The following is a 15,283-nucleotide window of genomic DNA, read 5'->3' as shown; positions in this document are numbered from 1 at the left end:
AGCCTCAACTGGTTAGAGCTATGGCGCTCCAAAGTTTTGGTGTAAACTCATAGTATGAAGACAGACCAGGATATGTACATCCCGGACAATCAGGGTGAAGGGGAAGAGTACGAAGGGCCCGAAATGACCCTAACCGAGCACCTGGCTGAGCTCCGATCGAGGTTGATTAGGGCTGGCTTAGGTGTAGTTGTGGGTATGGCTATTAGCTTCCTCTTTGTCCAGCATATAGTACAAGCCTTACTAGAGTTAATTAAGCCCCATACTCCGTTGGCTACTGGCATTACGGAAAAGTTCACTACTTACATGAAGGTGGCCTTCATCGGTGGTATAGCTATCGCCATGCCGCTGATAGTCTATCAACTTATCGCCTTTATTAGCCCTGGTCTGACTAAGAGAGAACGAAGGTTTGTATTGCGTGCCCTACCTTTCGTTACATTGCTGTTTGTTACAGGCGTTATCTTTGGCTATTTTATAGTCCTGCCTACGGCCCTGCGCTTCCTGTTAGGATTTGGTTCAGAAGATATTGCTACGATGCCTCGCTTTGCAGACTATATAGGCTTCGTAAGTAACTTGTTGTTATGGGTTGGGCTTAGCTTTGAAACTCCTGTAATAGTTTATGTGCTTATCAAAGCAAATATAGTTTCCGTTCAGAAGCTTACCAAACTAAGAAAATACGCTTTCGTAGTAATTTTGATTGCGGCTGCCATAATCACCCCTACTCCTGATCCTATGAACATGATGATAGTAGCTACTCCCATGTACCTGCTTTATGAACTCGGTATACTTATGGGAAGGATCTGGTAAGTTGGGTTATCCTACATGTTTTTCAGGCTTCACGTTTATACTTTTCTCGTTCCTATAGGTAACTTGCCCTGGACCTGCACCCTTTATTTTACGAACGTATCTCACAGGGCAATATACCACCTCAACTGAGCTAGAATCCCTTGCGCTGCTATAGTAAGCAGCGGTTTTAGCGGCGATCTCAATCATAAATTTATCAAGATTAGGGTTACTGCTTCTTACAATCACGTGTGAGCCTGGTAAGTTCCTGGCATGAAACCACCAGTCATCGGGTTTGGCTTGCTCGAGAAGGTGATTGTTTTGGATTGATGATCTACCCACCATAATCTTTACTCCAGGAAGAGGAGAGAAGCTCATTATCTTAGGAATGCTTTGTGATTTCTTATTCTGTTTGCTTTCCACTCGATGCCCACCGAGAATACCAGATCTCTCTAGCTCCTTTCGTAGTTGAGAAGCCTCGGCATCGGTTTCTGACATTTGAGCGAAGGTCAAAGCCTCCTCCAATGCAGAAACCTCCAGTTTTGCTTGTTCGATTAACTTGGGTATTTCTTGGAGGGCTCTTTTTCGCCTTTTATATTCCTCAAATCTCTTTTGAGCGTTCTCCGAAGGAGAAAGCATTGGATCTAATTTGATCACTTGGTTTCCAACAACAAGTTCTGTCTGCCCTGGCTGTATATCATAGAGATGCGACAATATAGTTTCTCCCTCTTCTCTTAGCTTCTCCACAGAAGCTAAGTTTGATTCTTGTTCTTGTAGAGAGCGAACCTTTTGTCTGGCTCTAACCAACAGTTCCTGTAGGTCATTTATTAGTTTTGTCTTAGCTACTCCAGTGGATTCCTTTCTGGCTGGAGCCTGCTGGTAGGCATTAATCGCTTCACTCATACTGCTTAGTACACGTAACTCTGCCTTCTCAGCTAGATGGAACATGCGATATGGGGCATATGCGAGGACTTTGTCGTTGCTTACAGCTATACAGGGCTCCCAGTTACGGGTCCTCCATAGTGATACCATGTCCTGTACTACTTGGATTACTGCGTAAATATCCTTAATCTGGCTGACTCTGATTTCCACATTGCCTGTACTTCGATAAGCTATTTCTTTACCTAGCAGTGGACTGATTCCTACTACCTTTGTAACTAACAATTGCCAGAGAGGAGTGTCGTCTTCGGCCGATTTAAGTGTGTCTCCTAGTTTGTCTCTAGTTAGGTCGTTCGGATGGATACCAGATCTTGCTGGAGGAGGGATGTAAGGGTACTTAGGCAGTACGACTCTGACCTTGCTCATATCTGATGTCACTCTTTTCAGGCTTTCCACTATAGTCGTGCGGTTCTCATCCAGCATTATTAGATTGCTGTGTCGTCCCATCAGCTCGGCGTAAAGCCAGTGCTTAGAGTTGAGTTCAGGAGATCTTTTCGCTATACTCAATCCAATAACTCTTTCTGCGACGGGCTGGAAGATTTCTTCTATACGCGCTCCTAAGGCATGTTTTCTCAATAAAAGGGCTATAGGGGTGACAAGATCTGGGTTATGAGGAGGTTTTTCAGGGAGCAACGTTATCCTAGGATGAGAGGCTTCTATGCTGATAAATAGGTAGAGTCTTTCCCTGTGGTTATAAACTTCGAAAGCTAAACTCCCCTCGTTTGGGATATAAAGCTTTTGTATAAAGCCTCCGATGACCGTCTCTTCCAGTTCGTCACTTATAGCTGCTGTTGTTAGAGCATCAAAATACATAACAATTTACTCCATGTTCTCTCGTGTTATCTGCATTCAGGAGGGTATTTGAATTGGATTCTAACCTCCCATGTAACAAACCACTTTTGGTAGTACTATCTGGCCCATCTGGTGTGGGCAAAGATACTGTCCTGCAGAAGATGAGGGAAATGCAAATCCCTATGCATTATGCCATTACTGCTACTACCAGGCCCAAAAGGCCTGGAGAGATAGATGGTTATCATTACTACTTTTTATCCGTAGAGGAGTTCAAGAAGAAGATAGAGCAGGGAGAGTTTCTAGAGTACGCCAACGTATATGGTAACTGGTATGGATCTCCCAAATCGCCAGTTATTAGGGCACTGAAAGAAGGTAAGGACGTACTTCTTAAGCTTGATGTCCAGGGTGCACGTTCTGTACGCAAAGATTTTCCTGAAGCTTTACTGCTATTTCTAGCACCGCCAAGTATAGAATGGCTGAAATATCATCTGAGAGCTAGGAAAACAGAGACTCCGGAGAAGCTACGTGCTAGGGAGGAGGCAGCTCTAGAAGAATTGAAAGCTGCAGATGAATTCGACTACGTGGTGTTAAATCGTGATAATGATGTTGAGTCGGTAGTACGGGAGATAGTGGAGATAATCAACAGGGAGAAATCGTCTCGTTGCTTAGGAAGACCTCAGGAATCAAGCGTCAGTCGGTAGGATTTACTGAGAGCATATACCCTATGCCGGGGTGATTAATTATCTCGATAGTAGGATCTTGCGCGCACAGCTTCTGTCTTATTTGCCTAATATAGACTCTTAGCTTCTCTGAATTGCCATTATAGTCCTCACCCCACACAGTGGATGTGATATCTGCGTGAGGGACTATTCTATCAGCGTGTAACATCAGTTTTTGGAGTATCTTACACTCTGTAGGGGACAACTTGATATCTCTGCCCTTAACGGTCACTTTATGGCTTTGGGTATTGAGGGTAATACTACCTACTGTTATGCGTGCACATTGAGAGTCCCATGATACAAGACCGTACCTTCTCAAAACCGCCTTGATCCTGGGAACCAGTTGTGATCTAATCTTATCTGCAGGCAGGACGTCATCAGCTCCAGTCTCTAAGAGATTTACTCTGATCTCGGGGTCATCGCTATCTATGATGGCAATAATAGGAAAAGATGTCCCCAGTTCCTTACAGTAGCTAAGCAAGTATTGATATTGCTCATTCTTTGAGGTGACAACTATCAATCCTTTATCAGGAAAACAATTCCCTAAGAGATACAGGCTCTCTAATACCTTGGGTCTAATTCCATGCTTACTTAGCGCCTGTACACAGCTATCCCTTATTGGTGATTTTGGTCCTAGGATCAGGATCGGAGTTATCTTGAGCACAGCGGAAGTTTAGCCCTGCTGATATTATATTGTCAACCCGTGTATCTTGGACAACCTTGTTGATGCCCTGGTAGAATGCTCAGCAATGAAAAGGATCAAGCTCTCTCTGTTAGTAGTTATATTCTTATTTGCTTTTGCTGCAGCTTGTTCTGAGCTGCAGGTATCTGTGCCCCCTAATTCTACTCCTGCAGTGGTGATTTCTGTCTCCACTCCTGAAGGTGCGGGGGCAACGCCCACACCGCTTCGGATTGCCACTAAAGAGTACGTCATTAAACCTGGTGAGACTCTTACAGAGATAGCTAGCCGCTACGGACTAACCGTAGAGGAGTTAGCCGCCTTAAATGGCATAGACAACCCTAATACCATAAGGGCTGGCCAGGTTATTAAGGTGCCGGTAAGACCCCTGAATAAATAAAACAAAGACCCGGAGATTGACCCGGGTCTTTGTTTTATCTTGATAGCCAATGATTAACAGACTATTCCTGTTCCTGTTCTTCTTCCTCGGCCTCTTCGGTTACCTCTTCAGGCTCCAGCTGCACTGGTACTATCTTCACTACCATTTCCTCTGGGTCTGAGGTTATCTTGTAGTTTCCAGAGGGTTTAATGTCGGCCACATATATGGTCTGATCTATTTCTGCTAGGTCCTCTACATTTATCTCTATTTCATGAGGTATATCCGCAGGTTTTGCTCTGACGGTAAGTGACTCCAAACCTCTCTGTAAGACTCCAATGTTGTTGCGTATAGCAGCCGGTTCACCAACCAGTACTATCGGTACCTCGGTCTCGATCTCCTCCTCCAAGTTGACCGCATGGAAGTCAGCATGGAGAATATTAAGCTTTACCGGATGGACTTGTACGTCCTGTATGAATACCTTCACTGTCTGCGAGTCGTCTATCTGTAGGTCAATTAGGGATGTTCTGCCTGCTCTCTTAAGCGTATGCTCGAACTCCCTTGCGTTTACTTGTACTGGTGTGGGATCTATCCCATATCCATAGACTATAGCAGGTACGAATCCCTGCTTGCGAAGTGTATTCAGGCTGCGACCTACAAGCTCTCTCTTGGAGGCCTTTATAGTAAAATTCTCCTGAGTCATATTTCTCCTCTTTGGAGCTTAATTTTTTATCTGTCTTCCAAACCCATGCATTTTAGCAGAACATTAATAAGTATCTCAAATAGTGATAAGCATCCTTGCTGTAACGTAAAACTGTTGGTTATAATCACTGCTGTTCGAGAATTATAATTTTAAGTTTGGAGGGTTGAATTGGTCAGAATAAGGCTTCGCCGTATGGGTGCAAAAAAGAAGCCATTTTATAGAATAGTTGTTGCTGATGCCAGATCACCACGTGATGGTAGGTTCATAGAGTCTATTGGCTACTACAATCCACTCACTGAACCCACGACCATCGTGATAGACGAGGAGAAAGCCAAGCTTTGGCTGTCTAGGGGTGCTCAACCTACAGTCATCGTGAAGAAGCTAATGCGTCGCCAGGGAATTCTACCTTCTAGGGAGTCTTCTGGTTCGGAACAATCAGAGCAACAGGCAGGTGAATAGCTAGGGTGATAGAGGAGCTTGTAGAGTATGTAGCCAAGTCTTTGGCTGATAATCCTAATGTGGTTCAGGTCACTAAGACCTCTAAGCCCAGGGGAGTAACTTATACGCTCTTCCTGGATCCTAATGATATGGGTAGGGTAATAGGTCGCAACGGTAGAGTTGCTAAGGCTATACGCACTCTTGTATCCATTGCTGCTACCCGCGAGGGTATAAAGGCAGAGTTGGAAATACGTGAGTCTGGCAAGGCTTAGGAGACGTCCACATCCACCTGATAACTATGTAATAGTTGGACGAATCCTCTCACCCCATGGGGTGAGAGGAGAAGTTAAAGTTGAACCTATAACTGACAACCCTGAGAGATTCAAACAGCTTAGACAGGTATACGTTGGGGATGCGCTGCATAAGGTGGTATCCGTACGTGTGCTGCCTAAGTTTGTGCTTGTCCGATTCGAGGGTATGGAATCACCCGAACAGGCTAAAGCTCTCTCTGGTATGTACCTGTATATTCCGAAAGAACAGGTCATGCCCTTGCCAGAAGATACCTTTTATCATTTTGATCTCCAAGGTATGGAAGTGGTTTCTACATCAGGAGAGCCTCTGGGTACGTTGCGCGAGATTTTGATCCGAGAAGCTAATGATGTATTTGTTGTGGATCATCCAAGGGGGGAGATTCTCATACCGGCTATTAAGGACGTAGTGAAGGATGTGGACCTTGAGAATAGACGTCTCGTAGTAGAATTGATTCCAGGGTTGTTGCCTTGGGAGAGCTAATTATGAATCTGAATCAGTTGCGTGTCCTGGTTGCACTTATCAATCGAGGTTCTTATACTGCAGCTGCTGAGCAACTGCATTTGAGCCAGCCTGCCGTTAGCCAACAAATCAAGGCCCTTGAAACTGCCTGCGGTGTACCCGTGGTGGAGCGGGTGGATGGAAAGATTGTGCCTACCTATGCAGGTGAAGTGCTCTATCGTTACGCTCAATCTATGCTCCATATAGAGGAAGAAGCTCAGCATGCACTTGCCGGTATAAAGGCAGGTGTAAAGGGTAGGTTTGTTGTAGGGGCTAATACTACCGGCGGCATGTATATAACCCCCCCGTTGATAGCAGCGTATCGCAAGAATCATCCGGAAACTGAGATTATATTTCGTATCGAAGGAACTGAGAGCCTACTGGCAGCTCTTGCCAACAGGTTGCTTGATCTGGCCATAGTTGGGGGGCCAGTAACTGATAAAAAGCTCAAAGCTGAACCCATACTTCCAGACCGAGTGGTACTTATAACCTCTCCTCACCACCCGCTTTCTAGCAGACAGCAGATAAGAGCGCAGGATCTTGCAAATGAGCGCTTTATAATAGCCCGTTATGGTTCTACTACTCGGCGGCTTATTGAAAGTCGTCTCAGGCATAAAGGGGTCAATCTGCATATAGCGATGGAGATGGCTGGTACGGAGGATATCAAGAAAGCCGTTGAAGCTGGACTTGGTGTAGCCATGGTGAGCCAATGGAGCGTACTAAGAGAGGTGGCAGCCGGGCACCTAAGGCAGATAGAAATAGTTGATCTTGATATTAGGCGGGATTACGTCATGGTGACTAACCCAGCTCGTTACTATACGCCAGCGGCAGAAGATTTTATGGATTTTGTCCGCCAATATGCGCCTCAGCTTAAGCCCTCAAATATCCTCAAGTCTACTCCTGTAACCGTTCCCTAGTTCTTGCTCCTTTGGTCTAGGTGACAGTTAAGTCGCTTTACCTGAATCCTAGGTGTCTTCTCCTCATTGATGTGTAGCTATTACGGCCTACGATTATGTGATCAAGCACTTCTATATCCAGTAGCTTACCCGCTTCGATCAGTGATTCAGTAGTCCTTACGTCCTCAGAGCTAGGAGTTGGATCTCCCGACGGATGATTGTGGGCTAGAATAATGCTCGCAGCGTTGTTGCGTACTGCAGGTTTGAATACGTCTGCCGGTCTTATTAGTGCCGAATTCAAGCCTCCCTTGTAGACCTCAGTTATAGCTAATATTTGATTCTTGGTATTTAGCTGTACTACTCTTAGATGTTCCTGTTCAAGATGCCCCATCTCTAACATAAGCAGATCTGCTATGTCTTCCGGCGAAGTTATTCTTCTCCTCTGCTCGGGCATTTCCTTTAGATAGCGCCTTCCTAGCTCTAATGCTGCCTTGATCTGACAGGCTTTAGCTTCCCCTACTCCCCTCTGAGAAGCTAGAGAGTTAAAGTCAATCGAAGCTAGCCCAGTGATACCCTGGTTCTGAGCTAGTAGCCTCCTGGCAAGGTCGATGACGTTTTCTCCCTTTATTCCCACCCTGAGTATTATGGCTAAAAGTTCAGCATCACTTAGATAGGATGGTCCCAGAGCCTTCAGTCTTTCTCTAGGTCTGTCAGTCTCCGGAGTTTCCTTGAGAGTGAAACTGGTGTAACCGTCTGTGCTCATGCTGCGTTGAGGATAACAGAGATTCTTCCAAGCTATCAAGAGATGGGGCTTGCTACGATTAAGTGACAATTTTTGACGTTATTTTGAGTGATGACACTATGCTACAATTGCCGCGGATTGATTTATTGAGTTTACTCCGATTATTACTTTTGCTTATAACTAATATTAGTACTACAACTACGAGAACGATGATGGGAGTAATATGAGGTCTCCTATAAACGCACTATTCGGATTATTCAGTAGAGATCTTGGCATAGATCTAGGAACTGCAAATACTTTGGTTCACGTAAGAGGTAGAGGGATAGTAATTTCCGAGCCCTCTGTGGTAGCTATAGATAAAAAGACACGAGAGGTGCTTGCTGTAGGGTCTGAAGCCAAGGCCATGGTAGGCAAGACACCAGCAAATATAGTGGCTGTACGACCGCTCAAGGATGGTGTCATTGCTGATATCGATATCGTCGAGAAGATGCTCAGGTACTTCATTGAAAGGGTGCATAATGGCAGCATCTATCCATCAAGACCAAGAGTGGTGATCGGGATACCTAGTGGTGTGACGGAAGTCGAGAAGAGAGCTGCTAAAGATGCTGCCATCGCCGCCGGTGCCAGAGAGGCCTATACAATCGAGGAACCTATGGCTGCTGGTATTGGTGCTGGGCTTCCTGTAAACGAGCCTACTGGTAGTATGGTGGTGGACATAGGTGGTGGAACTACTGAGATAGCCGTCATCTCGTTGGGAGGGATTGTTATCAACCACTCTATAAGAGTGGGGGGAGATGAGATCGATGAGGCTATCATACAGTTCGCCCGTCATGAATGTAATCTTCTGATTGGCGAGAGAATGGCTGAGGCTGCCAAGATTGTTGCTGGCTCAGCTTATCCTTTGGAGGAAGAGCGTAGGGTCACTCTTAGAGGCAGAGATATACTTACCGGTCTACCAAAGGCTGTAGAGGTTTCTAGTATAGACCTTAGGGAAGCTATAAAAGGCCCAGTGGACGAGATTGTTGAGCTTGTCAAGTTAGCGGTCGAGGAGACACCTCCAGAGCTTATAGCCGATATTATGGAGCATGGGATAACTTTGGCGGGTGGAGGAGCCCTACTCCTCGGGCTCGATAAGAGGATAGCCGCTGAGACACAGATGCCTGTACGTATAGCTGACGATCCACTTACATGTGTAGCCCGAGGAACTGGCAAGGTAGTTGAGAGCTTGATGGAGTACCAAAATGCTCTAAGGGCTGGTCAGCAGATGCGTCGTGCCGCTGTTACTCAGTAAGAGAGAGGGATAGTATGACTGATGCTCGCAAGGGCGTAACAGCGCTTGCCTTGCTTGCTGTGGTTGGTCTGACTCTGTTTTTGGCCAGTAGCCTTAGGCTTACTTCCCCTATTGCCGATCTTGCGGATACGCTGATAGGCCCCGTTCAGAGAGCAGTATCTTCTGTTGGTTATTTTGTAGATGATTTCAGCGCCTCTATCATCTCTGCTGGAAAGCTCGAGCAGGAGAACAAAAGGTTGCAGCAGGAGATACTACGCCTCCAGGCAGAGAATGCTAAGCTGCAGAGCCTTCAGCAGGAAAATGAGGAGCTAAGGCAACAACTTGGATTTGCTCGAGCTAGGACAGATCTAAAGATGCTAAATGCTATGGTCATAGCTCGTGATCCAACAGCTATGCATCAGTATCTTGTCATTGATAAGGGCTCCGCCGATGGTGTGCGGGTCGGGCAAGCTGTTGTGCACCCTGGAGGAGCTCTTGTTGGTCAGATCATGAATGTTGAACAGCATCGATCTCAAGTGCTTTTGATCACAGATATAGATAGCTCCGTAAGCGCTGAGATAGCTAGAACCCAAGCTGATGGCGTTCTAGAGGGTAGGTGGCAGAGAGGAGGACTACTGGAACTAAGGTATATCGAAGTTGGTAAGATGCCTGATGGTCAGCCGAGAGTAAAAGCGGGTGATTGGGTAGTTACGGGGCATCTAGGGGGTATAGTTCCTAGCGGCCTTTTGATAGGGCAGGTAAAGTCGGTCAAAAGCTCCGACTCAGGGCTAGAGCAAGTAGCGGAAGTTATACCTGCGGTAGACGTGCGATCGGTAGATCGCGTGCTCGTAGTGAGCAATAAGTAACCTCTAGGGAGACAGGTATTTGGATTTGAGGCTATCCTTAGCCATACTTAGCGCCAAACTTGCCAGCAAGTTGATTCGTGCCTCTGGTAGAGGCGGTGGTACCGCTTTGCCTGGCCTGGTAGCGCAAAGGGTACATCCTGATGTCGTCAGCCGTGTATCGAGTCGTTTAGAGGATGGTGTTTTCTTAGTGAGCGGCACGAACGGCAAAACTACGACTAGCAGAATAATTGCCGAATGCTTTGTGAAGGATGGTTATAAAGTTTTACATAATAGGTCTGGGAGCAACCTGGTCAGAGGAATAGCTTCCTCCTTAGTGGACAATTCCAGGATTTCGGGGATGCCTACCGCGGAGTTGGCGGTATTTGAGGTAGATGAAGCTTCTCTTCCTGGAGTCCTCTCCTGCCTGACACCAAGGTCTATTCTGCTCACTAACTTATTCCGCGATCAGCTCGATAGGTATGGTGAGATCGATACAGTGCGTAAACGCTGGGTCGAAGTCATATCTAAGCTACCAAGTGAAGTTACTCTTATAGTCAATGCCGATGATCCTTCGCTTGTATCGATTGCCCGTCAAGTAAACTGCAGGGTTATCTACTATGGTCTCAACGACAATGAAGTAGCAATGCACGATCTACCACATGCAGCGGATGCCGTATTTTGTCCCGACTGTGGTGGAGGCTTGCTGTATTCCTCTGTATATGTGTCCCATATGGGCAATTACTGTTGTCTCAATTGTGGTTTTAGCAGACCTGCCCTAGATTATGAGGCGAGAGGCATACAGTTCAATGGTGTAAGAAGCGTGAGTTTCGAGTTGCACCATTCCCAATCTATCTTGCATCTTGATCTACCACTTCCAGGTTTGTACAACGTCTACAATGCCTTGGCGGCATGTTCACTCGTTATGGAAGCAGGTGTAGAAGCATATTTGGTTGAGCAAACAATTCGTTCCTTTGAAGCGGCATTCGGTAGATTCGAGCGGGTCAAAGTAGGGGACAAACAAATAGTGCTTGCATTGATCAAGAATCCCGTGGGCTGTAACGAAGTCCTTAGAATGTTCTCTTACGATGATTCGACTGATCCGATATTGATTGCAATAAATGACAACTTTGCAGATGGTAGAGATGTATCTTGGTTATGGGATGCTGATTTTGAGATGCTAGCTTCCAGAAATAGTCCTTTTGTAGTCAGCGGGATTCGTGGCGCAGATATGGCCTTGCGCCTAAAGTACGCTGGTGTAGATCCCTCCAATATCCACTTGGTAGAGCGCCTAGAAGATGCTCTGGATAGGTCGCTCAGCCTGACCTCCTCCGGGGGTGAGCTTAGAGTAATGCCTACCTACACTGCCATGTTGGACCTTAGGAGGATAATGTCCTCCCGAGGATGGGTTGATCCATATTGGGAGGACTGAATATGGAGCTAAGGATCTGCTTTCTTTATGGTGGCCTAATGAATATCTATGGGGATAGAGGTAATGTTATTGCGTTGGCAAAACGCGCTCAGTGGAGGGGGATAGCCCCCATTGTCAAGATTATAAATCCAGGTGATCCTATAGATCCTGATTATTTTGATGTATTCGTGTTTGGCGGCGGGCAGGACAAGGAACAATATGTAGCAGCTCGCGATCTTCAAAAGTTGAACGGCGAGAGACTAAGGGTGGCGGTAGATTACGGCGCAGTTGTGCTAGCAGTTTGTGGAGGATATCAACTGCTGGGATTATATTACCAGCCTTGGAATGCCCCTCGTATCGAGGGCGTTGGGCTAATAAACTCTTACACAATTGCTGGTAACGAGAGGTTTATAGGCAACGTTATCGTCGATTCCCCCTATGGAAAACTTGTGGGGTTTGAGAACCACAGTGGATTGACCTATCTGGGTGAAGGGGTAGAACCTCTTGGTGAGGTTTTAAAGGGTAAGGGTAATAATGGCACGGATGGAACGGAAGGGGTAATATCCGGAACTGTATTCGGCACCTATATGCATGGCCCTATACTCCCTAAGAACCACCTGCTTACAGACCACATCCTCGGCCTGGCTCTGAGCAGGAGGTATGGCAAAATAGAGCTAAGTAAACTGGATGATACCTTTGAGTTTCTTGCTCACGATATTGCTGCTGCCAGGCCCAGGTAAGTGCTTCTTATGAGATCATTAGGACTGCTCATACTAGCCTTGTTGTCGTTTATAGTCATACACTTTGTACTTATTCCCATCTTTCCTGTTTTTTTGCTCAACAACCTTTGGCTGGTTCTTACGCTACTGATAGTGGTAATGCAGAACCCATATCTAGCGGTTATTACGATTGCGTTGGTAAGCCTTGTAAGTGACTTGTCCACTGGATTTTCTGTAGGAACTGGTTTCGTATCTTTGAGCTTGGCTGCCATGGTGATGTATGTGGTTTATCACATGCTCTTACTCAGATCTCCTTTTGCCGCACCGGTGGGTGTCGCGCTAGCTACGATAGTTTATGGCTTCGCTAATGTGTTCGTGAGCTATATATCGGGATGGAGTAATCTTTGGTTTGATTTCTTGTTTAGGTGGTTATTACCTTCCGTAGTAATAAATGCTTTACTATCTGTGCCGGTGTACTTGCTAGTAAAGAAGTTAAGCGTTGGTGGTTATAGGAAGAGGATATCTTCGATATGAGCCTCAATCCTAAGCTGTTCTACAAAGGATGGTTACACACAGATCAAGATCCAGATGGTCCTCCGCCAGATACCGGTAGAAGGTGGACGATATTCAAACTGCTTATCGTCTTAGCATTCACTATCCTGGCTATCAGGCTTTGGTATCTACAGATAGTCGATGGTCCCCAGTATAGGGAGATGGCTAGAAATAATTCTATAAGATTGATCCCAATAGAACCTCCGAGAGGGCTCTTCTATGACCGAAACGGTAAGCAACTGGTATATAACGTTCCCAAATGGAAGGTTTATCTAACACTTTCTGATATGCCTGAGGATGAGTCACATTACCAAGAGGTACTAAATAGACTTGAGAGTTGGCTGCATCTTGGTGCAGTAGTCTATGTAAACGGCAGCATGATCTCAAATGACAATATAGATGCTGTGTCTAGAGTAGTAGCTCAGAGGCTAGGGTTGGCACCAGAAGAAGTTGCTGATGTTATCAAGGCTTCAAAGAGAGATGAATCTCCTAAAGTCCTACTGGAGGATATACCATCCGACAGGTTAGCATCTATTAGGAAGTCCCTGGAAGGCATACAAGGCTTCAATGCAGTCTTGAGATTACAGTGGCTAGTCGAGCATAGCGGTGTACCGCCATTTCAACCTGTGGAAGTCGCAGAAGGTGTTCCTCGTGATGTAGCCCTATCTATAGAATCGCAAAGGGTATTGTTACCTGGGGTGTCTATAGAGTACTCCTCATCAAGAGACTATCCTCAGGGGCCGGTGTTTTCGAACCTGATAGGTTATACAGGCAAGATTTTGGCCGAGCAGCTTGACTATTTACAATCCCTGGCAAAACGGTTTGGGCAGGATCCTTACAGACTGGATGCTACTGTAGGTAGAGCTGCGCTCGAATTTCTCATGGAGCCTTATCTTAGAGGGGTAGAGGGACACAAAGAAGTCGAGGTAACCAGCACTAACAGGGTAGTTAGGGAGGGAGATATAACAAATCCTGTTCCAGGTGACAATATAGTACTGTCGATAGATTCTGATCTTCAGAAGTTTATATATGAGCAGATTAGCTCGGCTGTCAGGCAAAGTGGTGCTAGATCCGGGGCTGCGGTCGTTATTGACCCTCAAAACGGCGATGTTCTGTCCATGGTTAGCTTTCCAAGCTATGATAACAATGCCTTTATAGGTGGTATATCCTATGGGGAATACAACAAGTTACAACAGGACCCAGGAGCCCCATTACTAGATAAAGCAATCAGTGGCATGTACATGCCTGGCTCGGTACTCAAGCCATATATCGCTGCAGCTGGCTTGGCAGAGGGGGCTATAAGAGCAGACACTAAGCTACAGTGTGGTGGCTACATAGATGTCCCAGTGGTAACTAGTGCTAGCGGGATAGTACGCCAGAGAGTTTATGACTGGAGCACCTCCAAGGTGACAAACGAGAATGTGATTGGTGCTCTCTCCAAGTCTTGTGATGTCTTCTTCTACCTGGTATCTGCGCCTTCGGGCCAAATTGACATTATGGGCAGGCCGTTGAGGTATTATCCTCCTGGTGCGGAACTGCCAGTAAATTTCCAGGGGATAGGTATAGAGGCTGTCAATAAGTATCTTAGAGCTTTCGGTTTTGGGCAGAGAACGGGAATAGATCTAAATGGAGAGTCTTCCGGGTTGCTGGCAGATGCTCAGTGGAAGGAGAAGAATTATCCGGACACTCCTTGGACCGTATTCGACACCCTAAATACAGGGGTGGGGAGAGGATACACTCTCGTGACGCCGATCCAGGTGGCTGCTGCTACGGCCTCTGTGGCTAACGGTGGTACCCTGTACAAGCCAAGGCTAGTCATCAGGATTGTGGATCCCCGAGGAAAAACTGTAAAGGAGTTTGTCCCTGAGGTCCGCAGCAAGAGCGTTGTTTCGTCCAAGTATCTAGATATAATACGTCAAGCCATGCTTCAGTCTCTGCAAAGCGGCGCTGCGTCCTATTTACGGACACGTGGATTGCTGTCTAGGGATATCGATGCTGGGGTGATGGTAGGGACACCACCAGCGGTATTAGCTAAGCACGGTATGAAGCCTATCTCCTGGTTCACCGCTTTTGCTCCCTATACGAATTCAAAAGTATCTATAGCTGTAGTCATTGATGGTGTAAAATCAGGCTCGGATCCTGCGCCTGAAGTAGGAGCCAAGATAATCAATTACTACCTTGAAAGGAACAAGTAGTGATCCATAAGTATTCCATAGACCATGTGGCTCTTGTCGCCAGAGATGCCGAAGCAGTAGCCCAGCATTACAAAAATATGCTAGCTGCAACTGAGATCACGAGAGATGATATCCCAGAACAGGGGGTGTTCGTGATTCTCTTGCAGGTTGGAGATAGCAAGCTCGAGATAATTACCCCAACTGTAGATGACAGTGGTGTGGCTAGATTCCTCGACAAAAGAGGAGAAGGATTTCACCACGTAGCTTATGCAGTAGAGGACATAGAATTAGAACTCGCGAGGCTGGAATCAGAAGGCTATAGGCTAATAGATAGCAAACCCAGAAAGGGTATAGGAGGTCATTTAGTGGCCTTTATTCATCCTGAATCCACTCATGGGGTATTGATTGAGCTGGTACAGCATGTGGACTAAGTGTCCAATT

At 46.2% G+C, this 15,283-nt stretch carries 18 protein-coding genes; 14 read left to right on the top strand and 4 right to left on the bottom strand.

What is annotated here, in order from left to right; translation table 11 throughout:
- Positions 1 to 54: 54 nt before the first annotated feature.
- On the top strand, positions 55 to 804 hold the full coding sequence (tatC, locus tag TTER_RS08345) for a twin-arginine translocase subunit TatC (protein WP_012875580.1): 750 nt from the start codon (positions 55 to 57) through the stop codon (positions 802 to 804).
- A 6-nt stretch (positions 805 to 810) separates the two neighbouring features.
- Here the strand turns inward: tatC and TTER_RS08340 are convergent, their stop codons facing one another.
- Positions 811 to 2,532, bottom strand: a complete 1,722-nt coding sequence (locus TTER_RS08340) for an Rqc2 family fibronectin-binding protein (protein WP_012875579.1) — start codon at positions 2,530 to 2,532, stop codon at positions 811 to 813.
- Between the two features lie 53 nt (positions 2,533 to 2,585).
- Between TTER_RS08340 and gmk the strand changes: the two genes are divergently transcribed.
- Positions 2,586 to 3,212 (top strand): guanylate kinase, encoded by a 627-nt coding sequence (gene gmk, locus TTER_RS08335; RefSeq protein ID WP_012875578.1) that lies wholly within the window; start codon positions 2,586 to 2,588, stop codon positions 3,210 to 3,212.
- Here the strand turns inward: gmk and TTER_RS08330 are convergent.
- The gene (locus TTER_RS08330) at positions 3,202 to 3,894 is read right to left on the bottom strand and encodes a response regulator transcription factor (protein ID WP_012875577.1); all 693 of its coding nucleotides are present in this window, start codon (positions 3,892 to 3,894) and stop codon (positions 3,202 to 3,204) included. The two genes, gmk and TTER_RS08330, sit on opposite strands and share 11 nt — an antisense overlap.
- Before the next feature lie 85 nt (positions 3,895 to 3,979).
- Between TTER_RS08330 and TTER_RS08325 the strand changes: the two genes are divergently transcribed.
- The gene (locus TTER_RS08325) at positions 3,980 to 4,309 is read left to right on the top strand and encodes a LysM peptidoglycan-binding domain-containing protein (RefSeq protein WP_012875576.1); all 330 of its coding nucleotides are present in this window, start codon (positions 3,980 to 3,982) and stop codon (positions 4,307 to 4,309) included.
- Between the two features lie 61 nt (positions 4,310 to 4,370).
- Here TTER_RS08325 and TTER_RS08320 read toward each other — a convergent pair whose 3' ends face one another.
- Positions 4,371 to 4,988, bottom strand: coding sequence for a 50S ribosomal protein L25/general stress protein Ctc (locus tag TTER_RS08320; RefSeq protein ID WP_012875575.1), 618 nt, complete (start codon positions 4,986 to 4,988; stop codon positions 4,371 to 4,373).
- Positions 4,989 to 5,156: 168 nt separating this feature from the next.
- Between TTER_RS08320 and rpsP the strand changes: the two genes are divergently transcribed.
- The 4 genes from rpsP to TTER_RS08300 are packed head-to-tail and all read left to right on the top strand — an operon-like array spanning position 5,157 to position 7,153.
- Positions 5,157 to 5,447 carry a 30S ribosomal protein S16 gene (gene rpsP / locus TTER_RS08315; RefSeq protein ID WP_012875574.1) on the top strand — a complete coding sequence of 97 codons (291 nt, stop codon included), beginning with the start codon at positions 5,157 to 5,159 and terminating at the stop codon, positions 5,445 to 5,447.
- Between the two features lie 5 nt (positions 5,448 to 5,452).
- Positions 5,453 to 5,698 (top strand): KH domain-containing protein, encoded by a 246-nt coding sequence (locus tag TTER_RS08310; RefSeq protein ID WP_012875573.1) that lies wholly within the window; start codon positions 5,453 to 5,455, stop codon positions 5,696 to 5,698.
- Positions 5,679 to 6,218, top strand: a complete 540-nt coding sequence (rimM, locus tag TTER_RS08305) for a ribosome maturation factor RimM (protein ID WP_012875572.1) — start codon at positions 5,679 to 5,681, stop codon at positions 6,216 to 6,218. The genes TTER_RS08310 and rimM overlap by 20 nt, the downstream gene beginning before the upstream one ends.
- Before the next feature lie 2 nt (positions 6,219 to 6,220).
- Complete coding sequence (locus TTER_RS08300) at positions 6,221 to 7,153, top strand: LysR substrate-binding domain-containing protein (protein ID WP_012875571.1); 933 nt, start codon at positions 6,221 to 6,223, stop codon at positions 7,151 to 7,153.
- 37 nt (positions 7,154 to 7,190) lie between these two features.
- On the opposite strand, the gene radC is transcribed toward TTER_RS08300, so the two are convergent.
- Positions 7,191 to 7,895, bottom strand: a complete 705-nt coding sequence (gene radC / locus TTER_RS08295; RefSeq protein WP_012875570.1) for a RadC family protein — start codon at positions 7,893 to 7,895, stop codon at positions 7,191 to 7,193.
- A gap of 202 nt (positions 7,896 to 8,097) precedes the next feature.
- Between radC and TTER_RS08290 the strand changes: the two genes are divergently transcribed.
- Genes TTER_RS08290 through mce form a run of 7 tightly spaced genes read left to right on the top strand, consistent with a single transcriptional unit; the run spans position 8,098 to position 15,273 of the window.
- Entirely contained in the window at positions 8,098 to 9,165 is a 1,068-nt protein-coding gene (locus tag TTER_RS08290) for a rod shape-determining protein (RefSeq protein WP_012875569.1), read from the top strand.
- Between the two features lie 14 nt (positions 9,166 to 9,179).
- Positions 9,180 to 10,010 carry a rod shape-determining protein MreC gene (gene mreC, locus TTER_RS08285; RefSeq protein ID WP_012875568.1) on the top strand — a complete coding sequence of 277 codons (831 nt, stop codon included), beginning with the start codon at positions 9,180 to 9,182 and terminating at the stop codon, positions 10,008 to 10,010.
- Positions 10,011 to 10,029: 19 nt separating this feature from the next.
- Positions 10,030 to 11,418 (top strand): Mur ligase family protein, encoded by a 1,389-nt coding sequence (locus TTER_RS08280; protein WP_012875567.1) that lies wholly within the window; start codon positions 10,030 to 10,032, stop codon positions 11,416 to 11,418.
- 2 nt (positions 11,419 to 11,420) lie between these two features.
- Complete coding sequence (locus tag TTER_RS08275) at positions 11,421 to 12,137, top strand: type 1 glutamine amidotransferase (RefSeq protein ID WP_012875566.1); 717 nt, start codon at positions 11,421 to 11,423, stop codon at positions 12,135 to 12,137.
- 9 nt (positions 12,138 to 12,146) lie between these two features.
- A complete protein-coding gene (locus tag TTER_RS08270; RefSeq protein WP_012875565.1) occupies positions 12,147 to 12,650 on the top strand; it encodes a hypothetical protein in 504 nt (167 codons plus the stop codon).
- Positions 12,647 to 14,863, top strand: a complete 2,217-nt coding sequence (locus TTER_RS08265; RefSeq protein ID WP_012875564.1) for a penicillin-binding transpeptidase domain-containing protein — start codon at positions 12,647 to 12,649, stop codon at positions 14,861 to 14,863. The genes TTER_RS08270 and TTER_RS08265 overlap by 4 nt, the downstream gene beginning before the upstream one ends.
- Positions 14,863 to 15,273: a methylmalonyl-CoA epimerase gene (mce, locus tag TTER_RS08260; RefSeq protein WP_012875563.1), complete on the top strand. Its 411-nt coding sequence runs from the start codon at positions 14,863 to 14,865 to the stop codon at positions 15,271 to 15,273. Before TTER_RS08265 ends, mce begins: the two co-directional genes overlap by 1 nt.
- The last annotated feature ends 10 nt before the right edge of the window (positions 15,274 to 15,283 follow it).

The organism is Thermobaculum terrenum ATCC BAA-798, assembly GCF_000025005.1.
GTDB lineage: Bacteria > Chloroflexota > Chloroflexia > Thermobaculales > Thermobaculaceae > Thermobaculum > Thermobaculum terrenum.
This window is presented reverse-complemented; position numbering and strand designations above follow the sequence as displayed.